The following is a 14,245-nucleotide window of genomic DNA, read 5'->3' as shown; positions in this document are numbered from 1 at the left end:
GCAAAATTGGAGGAGTAAGATCATGACCCTGTTCACCCGCCGTCAGGCCATCGCAACTCTGGGCGCCGCAACGGCTGTGGGGCTGGCAGCACCGGCTCTGGCGCAGAACCGCAAGATCACCCTGGGCGCGCTGCGTTTCACCAGCCACGCAGGCAGCTTCGTCGGCTTTGAACGGGACTATTTCAAAGAGGCCGGTCTGGATGTCGAACTGCGTTTCTTCGAGGCCGCGCAGCCGATGGCCGTGGCGATTGCCAGCGGCGATGTGGACTATGCGATCACGGCAATTTCCGGCGGGCTGGTGTCGCTGGCGCAAAAGGGCGCGGTCAAGGTGATCGGCGGCGGTCTGCAAGAAGAGCAGGGCATCGACGGGCAGAAATTCCTCGTCTCCGACGCCGCCTATCAAGCGGGCATCACCGCGCCGGGCATGTTGGACGGCAAAAGCTTTGGCATGACGCAGGCGGGGTCGTCCTTCCACTACATGGGCTCCAAAATGGCCGCGGCCGAGGGGATCGACCTCAAGTTCAAGCCGCTGCAAAAGGTCGGCGCGGTGATCGGCGCACTGAAGTCGGGCCAGATCGACGCATGGTCGATCGTGCCGCATATCGCCAAGCCTCTGGCCGGGTCGGGTGCAGTGCATATCATCGGCGATGTGGCGACCTATCTGCCGGATTATCAGGTGACCACGGTCTTCACCTCGACCAAGAACGCCACGGATGAGCAGGAGATGACCAAGAATTTCCTTGCCGGTTATTCCAAAGGCGTTGCCGATTACAACGCGGCGATGATCGCCAAGGAAGGCGGCGATGCGGGCGTCGACGAGATGGTCGACCTGATCCACAAATATGTATACACCGACCGCCCGCGCGACAAGGCGGCACCGTCGATCATCAACGGCACCATGCGCCTGAACGAAGGGGCCAAGCTGAACGTCGCCTCGGTCCGCGATCAGTTGGAGTGGTTCCAGTCTGAAGGGTTGGTCGATGCCGACATCACCTTGGAAACGCTGATCGACACCTCCTATGTCGAGACGGTGGGCAGCTAAACGGTGGGCAGCTAAACGCCCGCCCTTCTGAATGCCACGCAGTGCAAGGCGCGCCCCCCACGGGCGCGCCTTTTGCTTTCAAGTCCGCGAGGGGATTTCCGCCGCGCATGACTGGCAATGCCGCCGTGCCAAGATACCTATGACACTGATAGGGGGCCAAGCCCCTGTGCAGAATATGGGAAACGACGGTGAGCGACGGCAGTTTTTTCGCCCTGAACGGCTATCATTTCGCATTGGGGGCCGTGGGTGCGGTGGTCATCCTTGCCCATTGGCTGCCCCGCTTTTTCAGCCGTCGTGAGCCTGCGGCCTCGGGGTTGTTGATTCTGTTGGGCATGGCGGTCTTTGCCCTTGTCCCCGGTATGCCGAGTTTCCCTGACCCCCGCGCGACGCCCTTCCCATGGGAAGTCGTCTCGGAGCTTTGCGTGATCGTCGCGCTTTTCGCGACGGGGCTGCGGATCGACCGGCTTTCGGATTGGTCCCGCTGGGGGCCGACGGCGCGGTTGCTGGCCCTGACCATGCCGTTGACGATCCTGTCGGTTGCGCTGATGGGCTGGGCCTTTGCGGGGATGACCGCGGCGGGCGCGATCCTCTTGGGGGCGGTCATGGCGCCGACCGATCCGGTTTTGGCCGCCGATGTGCAGGTTGGCCCGCCGCATGAGGGCGGCGAGCATCCGGTGCGTTTCGCCCTGACCACCGAGGCGGCGCTGAATGACGGTTTGGCTTTTCCTTTCGTCTACCTTGGTATTCTGGTCGCGGCCGAGGGGTTGGCCCCGGCGTCTTGGGGCGTGGAATGGCTGGCGCGCGACGTCTTTTGGCGCATCGCCGTGGGTGCCGCCATGGGGGCTGCGGGGGGCTGGGCCTTGGGGCAGGTTCTCTTCGCCGTGCCGCGCAATGCGGTACTGGCGGAAACCTCCTCGGGCGTGGTGGCCTTGGCCGGGGTGCTCTTGTGCTATGGCACCACGGAATTGGCCGAGGGCTATGGCTTTATCGCCGTGGCGATGGCCGGTCTGGTGATCCGGCGGGTCGAGGCCGATCACGCATTTCACCGCCGTTTGCACGACTTCACTACCGCTGTCGAACATGCGCTGACGGCGCTTTTGCTGGTGGCGATCGGTGCCGTGCTGCCTGCCTTGCTGAGCGATCTGACCCTTGCGGGCGCGGTGATCGTGCTGGCGCTGATCTTTGTCGTACGCCCCTTGGCGGGGTGGCTGTCGCTTATGGGCACGCCACTTGAGACCCGCCCCCGCTGGGTTGTCGCGCTCTATGGCATACGGGGGATCGGGTCGATCTACTACCTTGCCTATGCGGCGGGGAAGGTTGAGTTTCTGGATGAGGAGCCGCTTTGGGCGATGGTGGGTTTTGCCATCCTTCTGTCGACCTTGGTGCATGGGTTCACTGCCGGGATTGCGGTGGATGGGCTGCGCGGCAAGGAAGGGTCGCCCTCCTAACCGGCACGGGCGGGCAGGGGAGGGCGCGCCCTCTTGCGGATCGCACATTGCGCGCGGGGCAATTTTGCTGAAAAAGGGCGGCATGGACCTCAAGCTTTCCTCCGTCAGCCATTACTATGGCGATACCCAAGTGCTGCGTGACATCACGCTCGACATTCCTTCCGGCCAGATCGTTTGCATCGTCGGCCCGTCGGGCTGTGGCAAATCCACCCTGCTTCGGATGCTGGGCGGGTTGGAACGCCCCAGCGAAGGCCGCGTGTTGCAAATGGGCGATGCGCCTGAAGGCTGTCTGAACCCACTGACCTATATCTTTCAGGACTTCGCCCTGCTGCCGTGGCGCAGCGTGCGCGGCAATGTGGCGCTGGTGCTGGAGGGGCATGGGCTGGGCAAAGCGCGGCGCGAGGCGATCATCGCCGATGTCTTGGCGCGCACGAAGCTCACCGATTTCGCCGATGCGCTGCCCAAGCAGTTGTCGGGCGGGATGAAACAGCGGGTGGCGATTGCCCGGGCGCTGGCGGTGAACCCTGCCGTGATGCTGATGGACGAGCCGTTGAGCGCGCTCGACAGCCAGACCCGCGAATTGCTGATGGATGACCTCGTGGCGCTTTGGACGCGCCAGCCCTTCACGGCGGTCTATGTGACCCACAACCTCGCCGAGGCGGTGCGGCTGGGGCATAAGATCGTCGTCCTGTCGCGCCGTCCGGGCGAGCTGCGCGAGGTGGTGGAACTGGACATGCCGCTGGCCGAGCGGCGCCACGGCGATCCGGTATTGGAGGCGCAGCAACAGCACCTTTGGGGCTTGATGCGTGATGAGGCCGCGGCGGCGGATGCGGAGTTGATCGATGGCTGAAATGACGGATGCAAATGCCCGCGAGGTGACCTTTCGCGGCGGCGGCTTCCGGCCCGGCACGCGGCGCGGCGTGGGGCTTGCGGTTTTCGTGGTGCTGATCCTGCTGGCGGAATGGGGCACGCGCAGCGGTTTCATCTCCCCTCTGACCCTGCCGCGGCCCAGCGATGTCTTGCTGACCTTTCAAGAGCTTTACCAGTCGGGGATGCTGTTCAAACACCTCGGCCCCTCGCTGACCCGTCTGGCGGTCGGCGCGTTGATCGGTGCGTCCTTGGGGATCGGCATCGGCGTGTTGATCGGGTTGTTCTCCTTGGTCCGCGCGGGGCTGGTGCCGCTGGTGGCGGCGATCTTCCCCATCCCCAAGATCGCGCTGCTGCCGCTCTTCGTGATTTGGTTCGGTATTGATGAGGCCAGCAAATACGCGCTGATCGCCTTTGGCACCTTCACGCCCACGGTGGTGGCGACCTATGCGGCGGTGGACAATGTGGACCGGGTGCTGATCCGCATGGGGCAGAGTTTCGGCCTCGGCTGGTGGTCGATCGTGTCCAAGATCGTGGTGCCCGGCGCGATGCCGGGGATTCTGTCCGGCTTGCGTATTTCGCTGACCATTGCGATCATTCTGCTGGTGGCGGCCGAGATGCTGGGCGCGGAATATGGGATCGGGGCGTATATCCTACAGGCCGGGAGCCTGTATGATCTGGAGCGGCTGTTTGCAGGGGTGGTGATCTTGTCGCTGCTGGGCGTGGCGGTGTCTGCTGCTGTGGCCTTTGTGGAGCGGCGCGTGTTGAGCTGGCGGGTATAACACAAGGGCCATCGCCTGCCCGCGGGTGGGCGATCCAAACGGCGGTTCATGCCACTTTATGGCTCAACCGTGATAAGACCTCGCCAGGGCGGGCCTAGCCTCACCAAATCGCCTACCCGTCCGGGCGGGCAGGCGATGGCCCGGCGCCTGCGGCTTGATTCCGGGCTTGGGGTGGTAGTCAATACCGGGGGAGGGCCGGGCGCCAAACACTCAGTTCCGGGCCGGGGTGGTAAGAGCGCATCATTTGCGTATGAATACCGCAACCGCCCTCACCAACGGACCCCCACCATGACCGAACACACCACCACCCACGCCGCCGACGAAGACGCGCGCAACCGCGACATCAAGATCTACGTCAATGGCGACATCGTACACCGCGACGAAGCCAAGGTCTCGGTCTATGACGCGGGCTTCATGTTGGGCGACGGCATCTGGGAGGGTATGCGCCTCTACAACGGTACATGGGCCTTCTTCGATGAGCATATGGACCGCTTCTTCAACTCCTGCAAAGCGATCTCGCTCGACGTGGGGATGGATAAGGCCGGGATCGCCGACGCCCTGCGCCGCACGGCGGAGGCCAATGACATGCACGAGGACGTGCACTGCCGCCTGATGCTGACCCGCGGGATCAAGGACAAACCCTTTCAGCACCCCTCGCTCAGCACCACCGGGCCGACGCTGGTGATTATCATGGAGCATTCCAAACCCGTCGACCGGCTGCAATCCAAGGGCATCCGTTTGGCTTCGGTCCCACAGGTCCGGGGCCTGCCGCACAGTCAAGACCCGAAGCTCAACAGTCACTCCAAGCTCAACTGCATCATCGCCTGCCTTCAGGCCGAGGAAGCGGGCGCGGATGAAGCCCTGATGCTCGACCCGCATGGCTTCGTGAACACCACCAATGCCTGCAACTTCTTCATCGTGCGCCGGGGCGAGGTTTGGACCTCGACCGGGGACTACTGCATGAACGGCGTGACGCGGCAGAAGGTCATCGACCTCTGCCATGAAAACGGCATTCCGATGCGGGAGAAGAACTTCTCGCTCTACGAGGCTTACGGCGCGGATGAGGCTTTCCTCACGGGCACCTTTGGCGCGCAGACCCCGGTGGCCGAGATCGACGGCAAACCTATCGGTACGGGCGAGCGGCCTGTCACCAAACGCATCCAAGCGCTGTACAAAGAGCTGATCAAACAGCACACGGCCTGAACGCCGCGAGGGTGCCCGCCCCCGCAAAGGGGCGGGCGGCATCTTAGGAGACCATGCGCTTCAGCGCCGGCACGCGGCGCAGCAAGAGCCAATCCAGCAGACCCACGACCAGCAGGGTGACCCCCGCCATCGGAAAGGCCAGCGCCACGGCCAGACCGACCACAACCGCGCCTTTCCACAGGGTCATATTGCGCGGGGCAGGCGGGGCCGAAAGCCAACCGGCAGGGTTTGCCGGGCGGCGTTTCCACCACATCACCACGCCCGAGACGCAAAGAAAGATCACCGACAGACAAAACAGCGTATTGGCCACAACGCTCGGCCAACCCAAGGTGCCCATATGCAGCGCGATGCCCACGGCCATCGCCTTCCCGGCCAGCGAATAATCCGCATAGCGCACATCGGCGAGGATCTTGCCCGTGTGCCGGTCGATATGCACCGTCCGGTCGCTGGTGGGGTCTTCGGCATCGGTGTTCATCGAATCCCGGCTCAGCGTCCAAACACCGTCTTCACCGCGCGGCAGGTTCATCTGATAGCGCGCGTCAAAGCCGATCTGCCGGGCCAGCGCGTCGATACTGTCGAGCGTGGCGGGCATGCCTTCGGCCAGCCCTGCGACACCGGCATCGCTGCCCGAGGCGGGCATCGGGGTCTGCTCCAGCGCCCATGGCACCTCCTTGGGGCCGTGGTTCATGTCAGCGTGGATGTCATCCGACAGCGGGGCCTCCCATTTCTCCGCCGGGAACTGGCTCCATGCCTGCACGATCTTTTCACCCCAGATACCGGCCCAAGAGAGGCCCGAGATCAGGAAGAAGATTAGCACGACAGAGACCCAAAGCCCGATCGCCCCGTGCAGGGATTTCCACAGCGCCCGCCCACGGCCCAGTCGCGGCAGCAGCGCCGCCCGCAAACCGGTGCCGCGTGGCCACCAGAGGTAGAGCCCCGTGGCGATCAGCACCATGCCAAGCGAGGCCGCAATCTCGATCATGCGGTCGCCGGTGACGCCCAGCAGCAGGTTGGCGTGAATGTTGTCGGCCATGTCATACCAGCCGCTGCGGCGCGGGAAACTGGCGAGGACTTCGGCCGTATAGGGATCGACGGCGACCATGGTCGCCACGTCATGCGCGTCCACCCGAAAGATCGCGGCCAGATCATCGGCGCGGGGGGCGACATATTGCACAAGGATGCCGCCTTCGATGCTGGCCTGCGCGGCGGCGGCCTGATCGGAGAGGGCGAGGGGCGCGTCTTGGGGCGTGACGGCTATTCGCTCTCCGTCCCGCCCGCCGATAAAGGCGATCCAGAGCATCACAAGCCCGGTCAGGGCGAGCATGATGAAGAAGGGGATGACGTAGACCCCGGCATAGAAATGCCAGCGCCAAGCGGCGCGGTAAAAGCTGTTCGCACGTTGCGTGTTGTCGTTTTGCAGGGCTGTCGCGCCTGCAGGATCGATGGAAACCATATGTTTGGTCCTCTGACTGAATTGATAAGGGATTTGGAGGTCAGAGAACCCGTGGCGGCGCCCTTGCGCGTTTGACTGAGGCGCGGCGCTGTTTGGGCTCTGTGGCAGGGGCAGGGGGCGGCGCTGGCGCCGGGTGAAAGGTGACGGCCAAGGGCTGCACCGCCAGCCCCCGGCGTAGGGCCACGAGGGAGTGTTGGTTCCAGTCGCAGGGCTTGTGCTCGGGCTGCTCCGGTTCGCCATCCGGTCCGATTGTCACTGTCTCCACCCCGTGGCCCGTGCACAGCACCATGGTCAGCGCGCCCTGTTGGCGCTCTGGCATGGTTCCGGGCGCGAGCGCCGAGAACGCCCCAAACAACAACACCACCGCCCAGAGGCAGAGGTGTTGAAGCGGGCCGGTCAACGCCTTGCGGCCCATCCTGCGATGGGCTGGAGCTTAGTGTTTAGGCGCGTGTGAGGAGTGATCCATTCCGCCCGCGTCATGCCCGCGGCGGCTTTCCACCTTGAACGTCACATTCAATGTCCCGGCCTTTTCGAATGTCAGGGTGGCAGGGATTTTCTCGCCTTCCTCAAAGGGGTCACCGTCGAGGCCCATGAACATCACATGCAGCCCCCCGGGTTTGAGGGTGACGGTCTCGCCCGCGGGCAGGTCGATGCCGTCCACATGCGACATGCGCGCGACGCCCATGTCATCGGTTGTGGTCTCATGGAGAGAGACTTCGTCGAAGCCCTCGGCGCTGATGCTGACAAGGCGGTCGGCGGTGTCGCCGTCATTGGTGATCGTCAGATAGCCGCCGCCCACCCGGGCGGTTTTCGGGGTCTCATAGGCCATCGGGTGATCGACGGTCAAAGCGCCCGCGGTATATTCATGCGCGGCGGCGGGCAGGGCGAGAAGGGCAGCCAAGGCTGCGGTATAGAGAGATTTCATTATCATGTTCCATTGTCTGAGAATTGCAAGATGGTGGTGGCTCAGACGAAGGGAGGCCCCCGGACAGGCGGTGGCGCCCCGGCGGGGCTGCGCGGTGCGCCCAAGGCAAGGGCGACGCGGGGCGTGGCAAAGCGGAGCGCCGCGCGCGGCAGCAAGACCTCCGCCGGGCTGGGCAAGATCAGCGCGTTGACGATCCGGCAGGCTTCGCAATCCAATGCCCCGTGGCTCTGCCCCTCGAGCGGCCCGTCGCAAAGATCGCTCATGGCGCCGCCAGCTTGAATAAAGGCGATGAACGCTGGATCTTGCTGCACCTGCGCTGTCGCCCGATGCGCGAAAGGCAAGCTGGCAAGGGCCAGCAACAGCAAAAGGGTCAGGCTGACCCGAAGCGAGGATATGCGCGAAACGGCGGACATGCGCCCTGATACCCCGGCTGTCGCGGCAAAGCTATAGGGCGCTTTGATCTGCGACGCGATGTCGTAGCCTTGGCGCTGCGCGGGGGTTTTTAACTAGCGGGGGGGGGAGTGTTGGCTGGGATGGTAGGATTCGAACCTACGGTACACTGTACCAAAAACAGTTGCCTTACCACTTGGCTACATCCCAACACAGGGCGCTAACTAAAGTTCTCTGGCCCCGGGTGCAAGACCCGTTTTCAAGAAATTATCCTATTCTTCGGCCGCATCAACAGAGAGCAGGTCTTCGCTGGGCAATTCGGCACGTTCCTGCGCGACGATGCGGGTCAATTCACGCTCGGTTTGGGGCTCGACGGGCTGTACGGTGGCGGGATTCGTCTGTGCGGCTGCCGTTTGGGGCGAATCGACGGGCGCGTCGGAGGGCGATTCGCTGTGAGAGATCAAGTGATAGGCCGGTGGCCCAGCAGTGAGGCCCGCCGCGTCGAAGGCCGAGAGGGTCAGGCGAATCGCTTCGCTGCGGGCGGCGACCAGATCGGTGCTCTCTTGGTTGATCCAACCGGCGAATTGCATGTTGATCCAGTGATCTGCCACTTCCTCGACCCAAGCGGCGGCTTCGGGGCTGGACAGAACGAAGGGAAGACCGTTCAGCACCTCCAGCGCCAGATCACGGGCGCGGGTTAGATCGGCGTCGCTGGCCACGGAGAGGGTAAAGGTGAACCGCCGCTCGGCGTTGCGCGAAAAGTTGATGATCCGGCTTTTAAAGACAGTGGCATTGGGGATGCGCAGGTGGTTGCCGTCGAAGGTCAGCAGGATCGTGGCGCGGCTGGTCAGACGGATCACCTTGCCGGTGTCGCCGTCGATCTCGACCGTGTCGTTGGGGCGAAAGGGCTGGCGGATCGACAGCATGACCGAGGCGATGAAATTCTCGACCGTGTCGCGCACTGCGAAACCGATGGCGAGGCCGACGATCCCCGCCGCGCCGAGGATGCCCGACAGCAGCGCCGTGGCGCCGAGGATATCCAGCGCCACCACGAGGGCTGCGATGACAAAGGCCAGCCGGATGATCTGGCGGTAAATGTCAGCGATAAAGGCATTGGGGGCGAGCCGATCCCACGGGTTGCGCAGCCGCGCCAGCGCCAGTCCGGCGACGACAATCAGGCCAAAGACACCAAGCGCCACCAAGGCCAGCGGCAGGAAGGCCACGGCCTGCGCCATCCGGTCGCGGAAGCGCTCTACGGCGGGGTTGAGCCGCTCGGCCACATCGGTGCTTTCGCGCACCTCGTTGCGGATCGCCACCACCCCTTCGACGCGGCCCGCCAAATCGTTCAGCCGCGCGGCGCTGGCGGTGTCGAGCGTGGTGCCGGTCAGCGTGACGATGCCGGAGGCGACAGAGACGCGGACCTTCTCGAACCCCTCAAGCTCGCGCAGGATGGCGCGGATGCGTTTGGCGATGGCCGCGTCCTCTGTGGCATCGCCTTCAATGGCGATGGTGCCTTCGGGTTGGTCGCTGGTTTGCGCAAAGGCCGGGGTGAGGGGAAGTGCGCAGCTCAGCAGCAGGCAGAGGAGCAGGCGGGGCAGGGCGGCGGTGAGGCGCATGGTGGGAACTCCGTCAGCGGGATGGGCCGCCGCCCTCGGGCGTCGGGGGCGGCAGCTTGGCCACTTAGCGCGCTACCCCCGACAATCGAGCAGCACCGCCCCGCTGCGCTGTCCGGCCTCGACCAATTCATGGGCGCGGGCGGCCTCAGAAAGCGGCAGGACCGTGTCGACGGGGCAGCGCAGGGCGCCGTCCTCCAACGCGTGGTGTAACCGGTTGATCGCCTGTTTGCGCGGCCCTGCGGGCAGCAGGTAGATTAGGATGATGTCGATGGTGACCGCTTTGAACAGCAGCGGATAGAAGGGCAGTGTGGGCGACATTTCCGCCGCCGAGCCATAGGCGGCGATGCGGCCATTGGGGGCGATGACCTCGGTGTCGGTGGTGATGTTCAGGCCAAACTCCGTCTCGACGATGGTGTCGACCGGCTTGCCGCCATTGGCATAGAGCACGGCGGCGGCGAGATCGGGGTCGGCGTAGTTGAACACGGCATCGGCGCCTGCGTCGCGGACCAGATCGCTGTCGCGGGGGCTACAGGTGGCGATCACCTTGGCCCCGCCCCATTTCGCCAGTTGAACGGCGAGATAGCCGACCGTGCCTGCGCCGCCTTGGATCAGCACCGTCTCCCCAGCCACCCCGCCGCCGCCAAAGACGGCGTGGCAGGCGGTCAGCCCCGGGATGCCAAGCTGCGCGCCGACCTCGGGCGAGACGCCTTTGGGCAGGGGCACGGCCTGATGCGCGGGCAGGGTGATCTGCTCAGCCGCCGTGCCAAAGGCGCGTTGCCACTGGCCGTTCCAAATCCAGACCTTCTGGCCCACCCGGCCCGCATCGACGCCCGCGCCCACGGCGACGATCTCTCCCGCGCCGTCGCTATGGGGGATGACCTGCGGGAAGGGCGGTTTGCTGACGCCGGGGCGGGTGCCCGCGCGGGCTTTGACGTCCGAGGGGTTCACGCCGGAATGGCTGAGCGCCACGCAGACTTCTCCGGCTTGCGGAGCGGGGTTGGCGATCTCCGACAGGCGCAGCACGTCGGCGGCGGCTCCGAATTGGTCATAGGTGATGGCTTGCATGGCGCACTCTCCGGCTTGGGCTTTGCGGGCAGAGTGGCGCATGCGCCGGGATCATGCAATTGCGGCGCGGGCGGGCGCTACTCGCGCAGTTCCTTGGGGCCGACGCCCCAGAGCCGCACCTTGGGCGCCCAGCCGGTAAAGCCGCCCGAGCGCAGCTCGCACCATTCCAGCGTGCATTCGCCCAGCCGTGCTACGACGCCCAGTTCCAACCGTGCCACCACGGCGGCTTTGGGGTCGGGATTGATGCGCAATTGCAGCATGTCCTGTTCGACCAGCACCGTGCGGGTGCCCGACAAAAGCGAGTAGTGGACCCAGCCGCCCATGCCGTCGCGGTCTTCGACCCGGCGCCAATGGCCATGTTCGGCGGTGATCCTCAGCGGCAGGTCGCGGCGTTTGTAGACCCAGTCGATCCGGTGCGAGAGCGACGGGCCGCGGCGCACATTGCCTTCGGAGGCTTTCATCGAAACGAAACGGGGCAGGGGGAGGTTCGTGACCTGACCACGCGCCTCTTCTGCGACGCCGGCGGTCGGCTGTGCCAAAAGCAGCGCGCCCACAATCAGGGCGCTGCGAAAGAAAGCGGTTATCATTGAATTGCCTGCTATGCGGTTCACTGCTGTGGGTCGGTGCTGTGCAAATCTGCGGGTTATTGTTGCTCTTTTTCCGGCGCGAGTTCTTGTGCCTCGTCGCTGCATGAGACACCATGCCTGCGAAACGAGGCGACGCCAAGACCGGGAGAGCAGGCATGTCAAAGAAGCGGTTGAGTGTTGTAGTGACGCGACGGTTGCCAGAGGCCGTCGAAACACGGCTGTCAGAGCTGTTTGACGTGACCCTGCGCGAGGATGACAGGCCGATGACCCGCGAGGAATTGGGCGCGGCGATGCGTCAGGCCGATGTGCTGGTGCCCACCATCACCGATGAGATCGACGCGCCGCTGATCACCCAAGCGGGCGAGCGGCTCAAGCTGATCGCCAATTACGGGGCCGGGGTCGATCACATTGATGTCGCCACCGCGCGCCAGCGTGGCGTGCTGGTGTCGAACACCCCCGGCGTGCTGACCGACGATACTGCCGATATGACCATGGCGCTGATCCTTGCCGTGACCCGCCGCATGCCCGAGGGCATGGCGGTGATGCAATCGGGCAATTGGGATGGCTGGGCGCCGACGGCCTTGATGGGCGGACGGGTCGGCGGGCGCCGTCTGGGCATTCTGGGCATGGGCCGGATCGGTCAGGCCGTGGCGCGCCGGGCGCGGGCCTTTGGCATGCAGGTACATTACCACAACCGCAAACGCTTGCGTGAAGAGACCGAGAGCGCGCTAGAGGCCACCTATTGGGAAAGCCTCGATCAGATGGTCAGCCGGATGGACGTGATCAGCATCAACTGCCCCCATACCCCCAGCACCTTCCATCTGATGAACGCCCGCCGCTTGGGTCTGATGAAGCGTGACGCGGTGATCGTGAATACCTCCCGCGGGGAGGTGATCGACGAGAACGCCCTGACGCGGATGCTGCGCGCGGGCGATATCAAGGGCGCGGGGCTGGATGTCTATGAACATGGTCGCGAGATCAATCCGCGCCTGCGCGAGTTGAAGAACGTCGTGCTGCTGCCGCATATGGGCTCCGCCACGCTGGAAGGGCGAATCGAGATGGGAGAGAAAGTCTTGATCAATATCAAGACCTTCGATGATGGCCACCGTCCGCCGGATCAGGTCGTGCCCTCCATGCTTTGACCCACGGACGGCGGCGGCAACGCGGGCCTTCCGGGTGATTTATTTACAACGATGCCGCCGCAGGATTTTGCGGCGTAAGGATGCTATTGGGAGATAAGACGTGACCAAAATCGCAGATTTGCCGCGAAATGAGGCGGGGATCGCCGCCGCGCTGGATGAGTTGCAACAAGCTTTCGGGGACAATCTGCTGACCGGCCGAGCCATTCGCGAACAGCACGGCCACACCACCACATGGATCGACACGCAGGCGCCCGACGCGGTGGTCATGGCGCGCTCGACCGACGAGGTGGCGCAGACGGTGCGGATCTGCGCCGCCCATCGTGTGCCGGTGATCCCCTTCGGCACCGGCACCTCGCTTGAGGGCCATGTGAACGCTCCGGCGGGCGGGATTTGCATAGATGTCATGCAGATGGACCGCGTGCTCGAGGTCAATGCAGGCGATCTGGATTGCCGGGTGCAGCCCGGCGTGACCCGCGAGGCGCTCAATACCCATCTGCGCGATCAGGGGCTGTTCTTCCCGATCGACCCCGGGGCCAATGCGTCGCTCGGGGGGATGACCGCGACGCGGGCCAGCGGCACCAATGCGGTGCGCTATGGCACGATGAAGGACAACGTCCTGAGCCTTGAGGTGGTTCTGGCCGATGGCCGGGTGATCCGCACCGGCGGGCGGGCGCGGAAATCTTCGGCGGGCTATGATCTGACGCGGCTTTTCGTCGGTTCGGAAGGGACGCTTGGAATCATCACCGAGATCACCCTGCGCCTGCAAGGCATCCCCGAGGCGATGTCCTCGGCCCGCTGTTCTTTCCCAACGGTGCAGGCCGCCTGCGAGACCGTGATGGCGGTCATCCAATACGGCCTGCCGGTGGCGCGGATCGAGCTTTTGGATGCCGATGTGGTGAGAGCCGTGAACGCCTATTCCAAGCTGACCCTGCCCGAAACGCCGCTTTTGCTGCTGGAATTCCACGGCTCCGAAGCCGGGGTGGTGGAACAGGCCGAGACCTTTGGCATGCTTTCAGAAGAGTTCGGCGGCAGCGGCTATGCCGCAACGACGACCCCCGAAGAGCGCAGCAAGCTGTGGCAGGCCCGCCATGACGGCTATTGGGCGGTGCTGGCGCTGCGACCGGGCTGCAAGGCGGTGGCCACGGATGTCTGCGTGCCGATCTCGCGCCTCGCCGATGCCGTGGTGGCGGCCCAAGCGCGGGCGGAAGAGTTGCAGTTGATCGCCCCCATCGTGGGCCATGCGGGCGACGGGAATTTCCACGCATCTTTGTTGATCGACATGGACGACCCCGAGGAAGTCGCGCGCGGCGAGGCATTCGTCAGTTGGTTGGCGGAACTGGCGATTTCGATGGAGGGGACCTGCACCGGCGAACATGGGATCGGGCAGGGCAAGCGGCCCTATCTGCGCAAGGAATTGGGGGCTGCGATAGATGTGATGGCGACCGTGAAGGCGGCGCTGGATCCGCAGAATATTTTGAACCCGGGGAAGATTTTGCCGGGGTGAGATGGGGTGTTTCGCCCTGATCTTGTGCGGCGGGAGGGCGCGTGCAGGGTATTTGGGAAAGGATGAAGGTGGGGCGGTGTGGTCTGCCTTGATGTTGTGCGGCGGGAGAGGTGGTGCAGGGTATTTGAGAAAGGATGAAGGTGGGCGCGCGCGTTTGGGCTGAGGTGGCGCTTTGGGGGAGCGGGTAAGGTCGGTTTTTGGCGATGTTGGGTCGGCTGCTG

Annotated in this window: 14 protein-coding genes and 1 tRNA gene; 7 read left to right on the top strand and 8 right to left on the bottom strand. The window is 64.5% G+C overall.

The features are described from left to right. Positions 1 to 22: 22 nt before the first annotated feature. The 5 genes from ACGYLC_RS12820 to ACGYLC_RS12800 all read left to right on the top strand — a co-directional run bounded on the left by ACGYLC_RS12820 (position 23) and on the right by ACGYLC_RS12800 (position 5,342). A complete protein-coding gene (locus ACGYLC_RS12820; protein ID WP_394423235.1) occupies positions 23 to 1,042 on the top strand; it encodes an ABC transporter substrate-binding protein in 1,020 nt (339 codons plus the stop codon). 188 nt (positions 1,043 to 1,230) lie between these two features. Beyond that, the gene (locus ACGYLC_RS12815; RefSeq protein WP_394423234.1) at positions 1,231 to 2,490 is read left to right on the top strand and encodes a cation:proton antiporter; all 1,260 of its coding nucleotides are present in this window, start codon (positions 1,231 to 1,233) and stop codon (positions 2,488 to 2,490) included. A gap of 82 nt (positions 2,491 to 2,572) precedes the next feature. Continuing rightward, positions 2,573 to 3,340, top strand: a complete 768-nt coding sequence (locus ACGYLC_RS12810; RefSeq protein ID WP_394399454.1) for an ABC transporter ATP-binding protein — start codon at positions 2,573 to 2,575, stop codon at positions 3,338 to 3,340. Then, positions 3,333 to 4,139: an ABC transporter permease gene (locus ACGYLC_RS12805; protein ID WP_394423233.1), complete on the top strand. Its 807-nt coding sequence runs from the start codon at positions 3,333 to 3,335 to the stop codon at positions 4,137 to 4,139. The genes ACGYLC_RS12810 and ACGYLC_RS12805 overlap by 8 nt, the downstream gene beginning before the upstream one ends. 288 nt (positions 4,140 to 4,427) lie before the next feature. Next, positions 4,428 to 5,342, top strand: coding sequence for a D-amino acid aminotransferase (locus tag ACGYLC_RS12800; RefSeq protein WP_394399449.1), 915 nt, complete (start codon positions 4,428 to 4,430; stop codon positions 5,340 to 5,342). A gap of 43 nt (positions 5,343 to 5,385) precedes the next feature. Here ACGYLC_RS12800 and ACGYLC_RS12795 read toward each other — a convergent pair whose 3' ends face one another. From ACGYLC_RS12795 to ACGYLC_RS12760, 8 genes are all read right to left on the bottom strand, one after another. Continuing rightward, on the bottom strand, positions 5,386 to 6,795 hold the full coding sequence (locus ACGYLC_RS12795) for a PepSY-associated TM helix domain-containing protein (RefSeq protein ID WP_394423232.1): 1,410 nt from the start codon (positions 6,793 to 6,795) through the stop codon (positions 5,386 to 5,388). Positions 6,796 to 6,835: 40 nt separating this feature from the next. Further along, complete coding sequence (locus ACGYLC_RS12790) at positions 6,836 to 7,114, bottom strand: hypothetical protein (protein ID WP_394423231.1); 279 nt, start codon at positions 7,112 to 7,114, stop codon at positions 6,836 to 6,838. Positions 7,115 to 7,228: 114 nt separating this feature from the next. Then, entirely contained in the window at positions 7,229 to 7,720 is a 492-nt protein-coding gene (locus ACGYLC_RS12785) for a copper chaperone PCu(A)C (protein ID WP_394423230.1), read from the bottom strand. Positions 7,721 to 7,761: 41 nt separating this feature from the next. Then, positions 7,762 to 8,133 (bottom strand): polyketide synthase, encoded by a 372-nt coding sequence (locus tag ACGYLC_RS12780; protein ID WP_394423229.1) that lies wholly within the window; start codon positions 8,131 to 8,133, stop codon positions 7,762 to 7,764. Positions 8,134 to 8,245: 112 nt separating this feature from the next. Then, a tRNA-Gln gene (locus tag ACGYLC_RS12775) sits at positions 8,246 to 8,320 on the bottom strand. Between the two features lie 62 nt (positions 8,321 to 8,382). Beyond that, positions 8,383 to 9,726 (bottom strand): mechanosensitive ion channel domain-containing protein, encoded by a 1,344-nt coding sequence (locus ACGYLC_RS12770; RefSeq protein WP_394423228.1) that lies wholly within the window; start codon positions 9,724 to 9,726, stop codon positions 8,383 to 8,385. 72 nt (positions 9,727 to 9,798) lie between these two features. Continuing rightward, positions 9,799 to 10,791 (bottom strand): NADPH:quinone reductase, encoded by a 993-nt coding sequence (locus tag ACGYLC_RS12765; RefSeq protein ID WP_394423227.1) that lies wholly within the window; start codon positions 10,789 to 10,791, stop codon positions 9,799 to 9,801. A gap of 77 nt (positions 10,792 to 10,868) precedes the next feature. Further along, positions 10,869 to 11,378 (bottom strand): SH3 domain-containing protein, encoded by a 510-nt coding sequence (locus tag ACGYLC_RS12760; protein WP_394423226.1) that lies wholly within the window; start codon positions 11,376 to 11,378, stop codon positions 10,869 to 10,871. A gap of 155 nt (positions 11,379 to 11,533) precedes the next feature. Between ACGYLC_RS12760 and ACGYLC_RS12755 the strand changes: the two genes are divergently transcribed. Further along, a complete protein-coding gene (locus ACGYLC_RS12755; protein WP_394399435.1) occupies positions 11,534 to 12,520 on the top strand; it encodes a 2-hydroxyacid dehydrogenase in 987 nt (328 codons plus the stop codon). A gap of 100 nt (positions 12,521 to 12,620) precedes the next feature. Next, positions 12,621 to 14,024, top strand: a complete 1,404-nt coding sequence (locus ACGYLC_RS12750) for an FAD-binding oxidoreductase (RefSeq protein WP_394423225.1) — start codon at positions 12,621 to 12,623, stop codon at positions 14,022 to 14,024. Positions 14,025 to 14,245 lie beyond the last annotated feature (221 nt).

This window comes from Sulfitobacter sp. 1A12157, assembly GCF_043557345.1.
In the GTDB taxonomy this organism is placed as follows: domain Bacteria; phylum Pseudomonadota; class Alphaproteobacteria; order Rhodobacterales; family Rhodobacteraceae; genus Sulfitobacter.
This window is presented reverse-complemented; position numbering and strand designations above follow the sequence as displayed.

What these genes read in the sequence shown, in the direction of transcription:
- ACGYLC_RS12820 (WP_394423235.1), top strand. Translation starts at nt 23, where the DNA reads ATGACCCTGTTCACCCGCCGTCAGGCCATCGCAACTCTGGGCGCCGCA.
- ACGYLC_RS12810 (WP_394399454.1), top strand. Translation starts at nt 2,573, where the DNA reads ATGGACCTCAAGCTTTCCTCCGTCAGCCATTACTATGGCGATACCCAA.
- ACGYLC_RS12805 (WP_394423233.1), top strand. Translation starts at nt 3,333, where the DNA reads ATGGCTGAAATGACGGATGCAAATGCCCGCGAGGTGACCTTTCGCGGC.
- ACGYLC_RS12800 (WP_394399449.1), top strand. Translation starts at nt 4,428, where the DNA reads ATGACCGAACACACCACCACCCACGCCGCCGACGAAGACGCGCGCAAC.
- ACGYLC_RS12795 (WP_394423232.1), bottom strand. Translation starts at nt 6,795, where the DNA reads ATGGTTTCCATCGATCCTGCAGGCGCGACAGCCCTGCAAAACGACAAC.
- ACGYLC_RS12790 (WP_394423231.1), bottom strand. Translation starts at nt 7,114, where the DNA reads ATGCCAGAGCGCCAACAGGGCGCGCTGACCATGGTGCTGTGCACGGGC.
- ACGYLC_RS12785 (WP_394423230.1), bottom strand. Translation starts at nt 7,720, where the DNA reads ATGAAATCTCTCTATACCGCAGCCTTGGCTGCCCTTCTCGCCCTGCCC.
- ACGYLC_RS12780 (WP_394423229.1), bottom strand. Translation starts at nt 8,133, where the DNA reads ATGTCCGCCGTTTCGCGCATATCCTCGCTTCGGGTCAGCCTGACCCTT.
- ACGYLC_RS12770 (WP_394423228.1), bottom strand. Translation starts at nt 9,726, where the DNA reads ATGCGCCTCACCGCCGCCCTGCCCCGCCTGCTCCTCTGCCTGCTGCTG.
- ACGYLC_RS12765 (WP_394423227.1), bottom strand. Translation starts at nt 10,791, where the DNA reads ATGCAAGCCATCACCTATGACCAATTCGGAGCCGCCGCCGACGTGCTG.
- ACGYLC_RS12760 (WP_394423226.1), bottom strand. Translation starts at nt 11,378, where the DNA reads ATGATAACCGCTTTCTTTCGCAGCGCCCTGATTGTGGGCGCGCTGCTT.
- ACGYLC_RS12755 (WP_394399435.1), top strand. Translation starts at nt 11,534, where the DNA reads ATGTCAAAGAAGCGGTTGAGTGTTGTAGTGACGCGACGGTTGCCAGAG.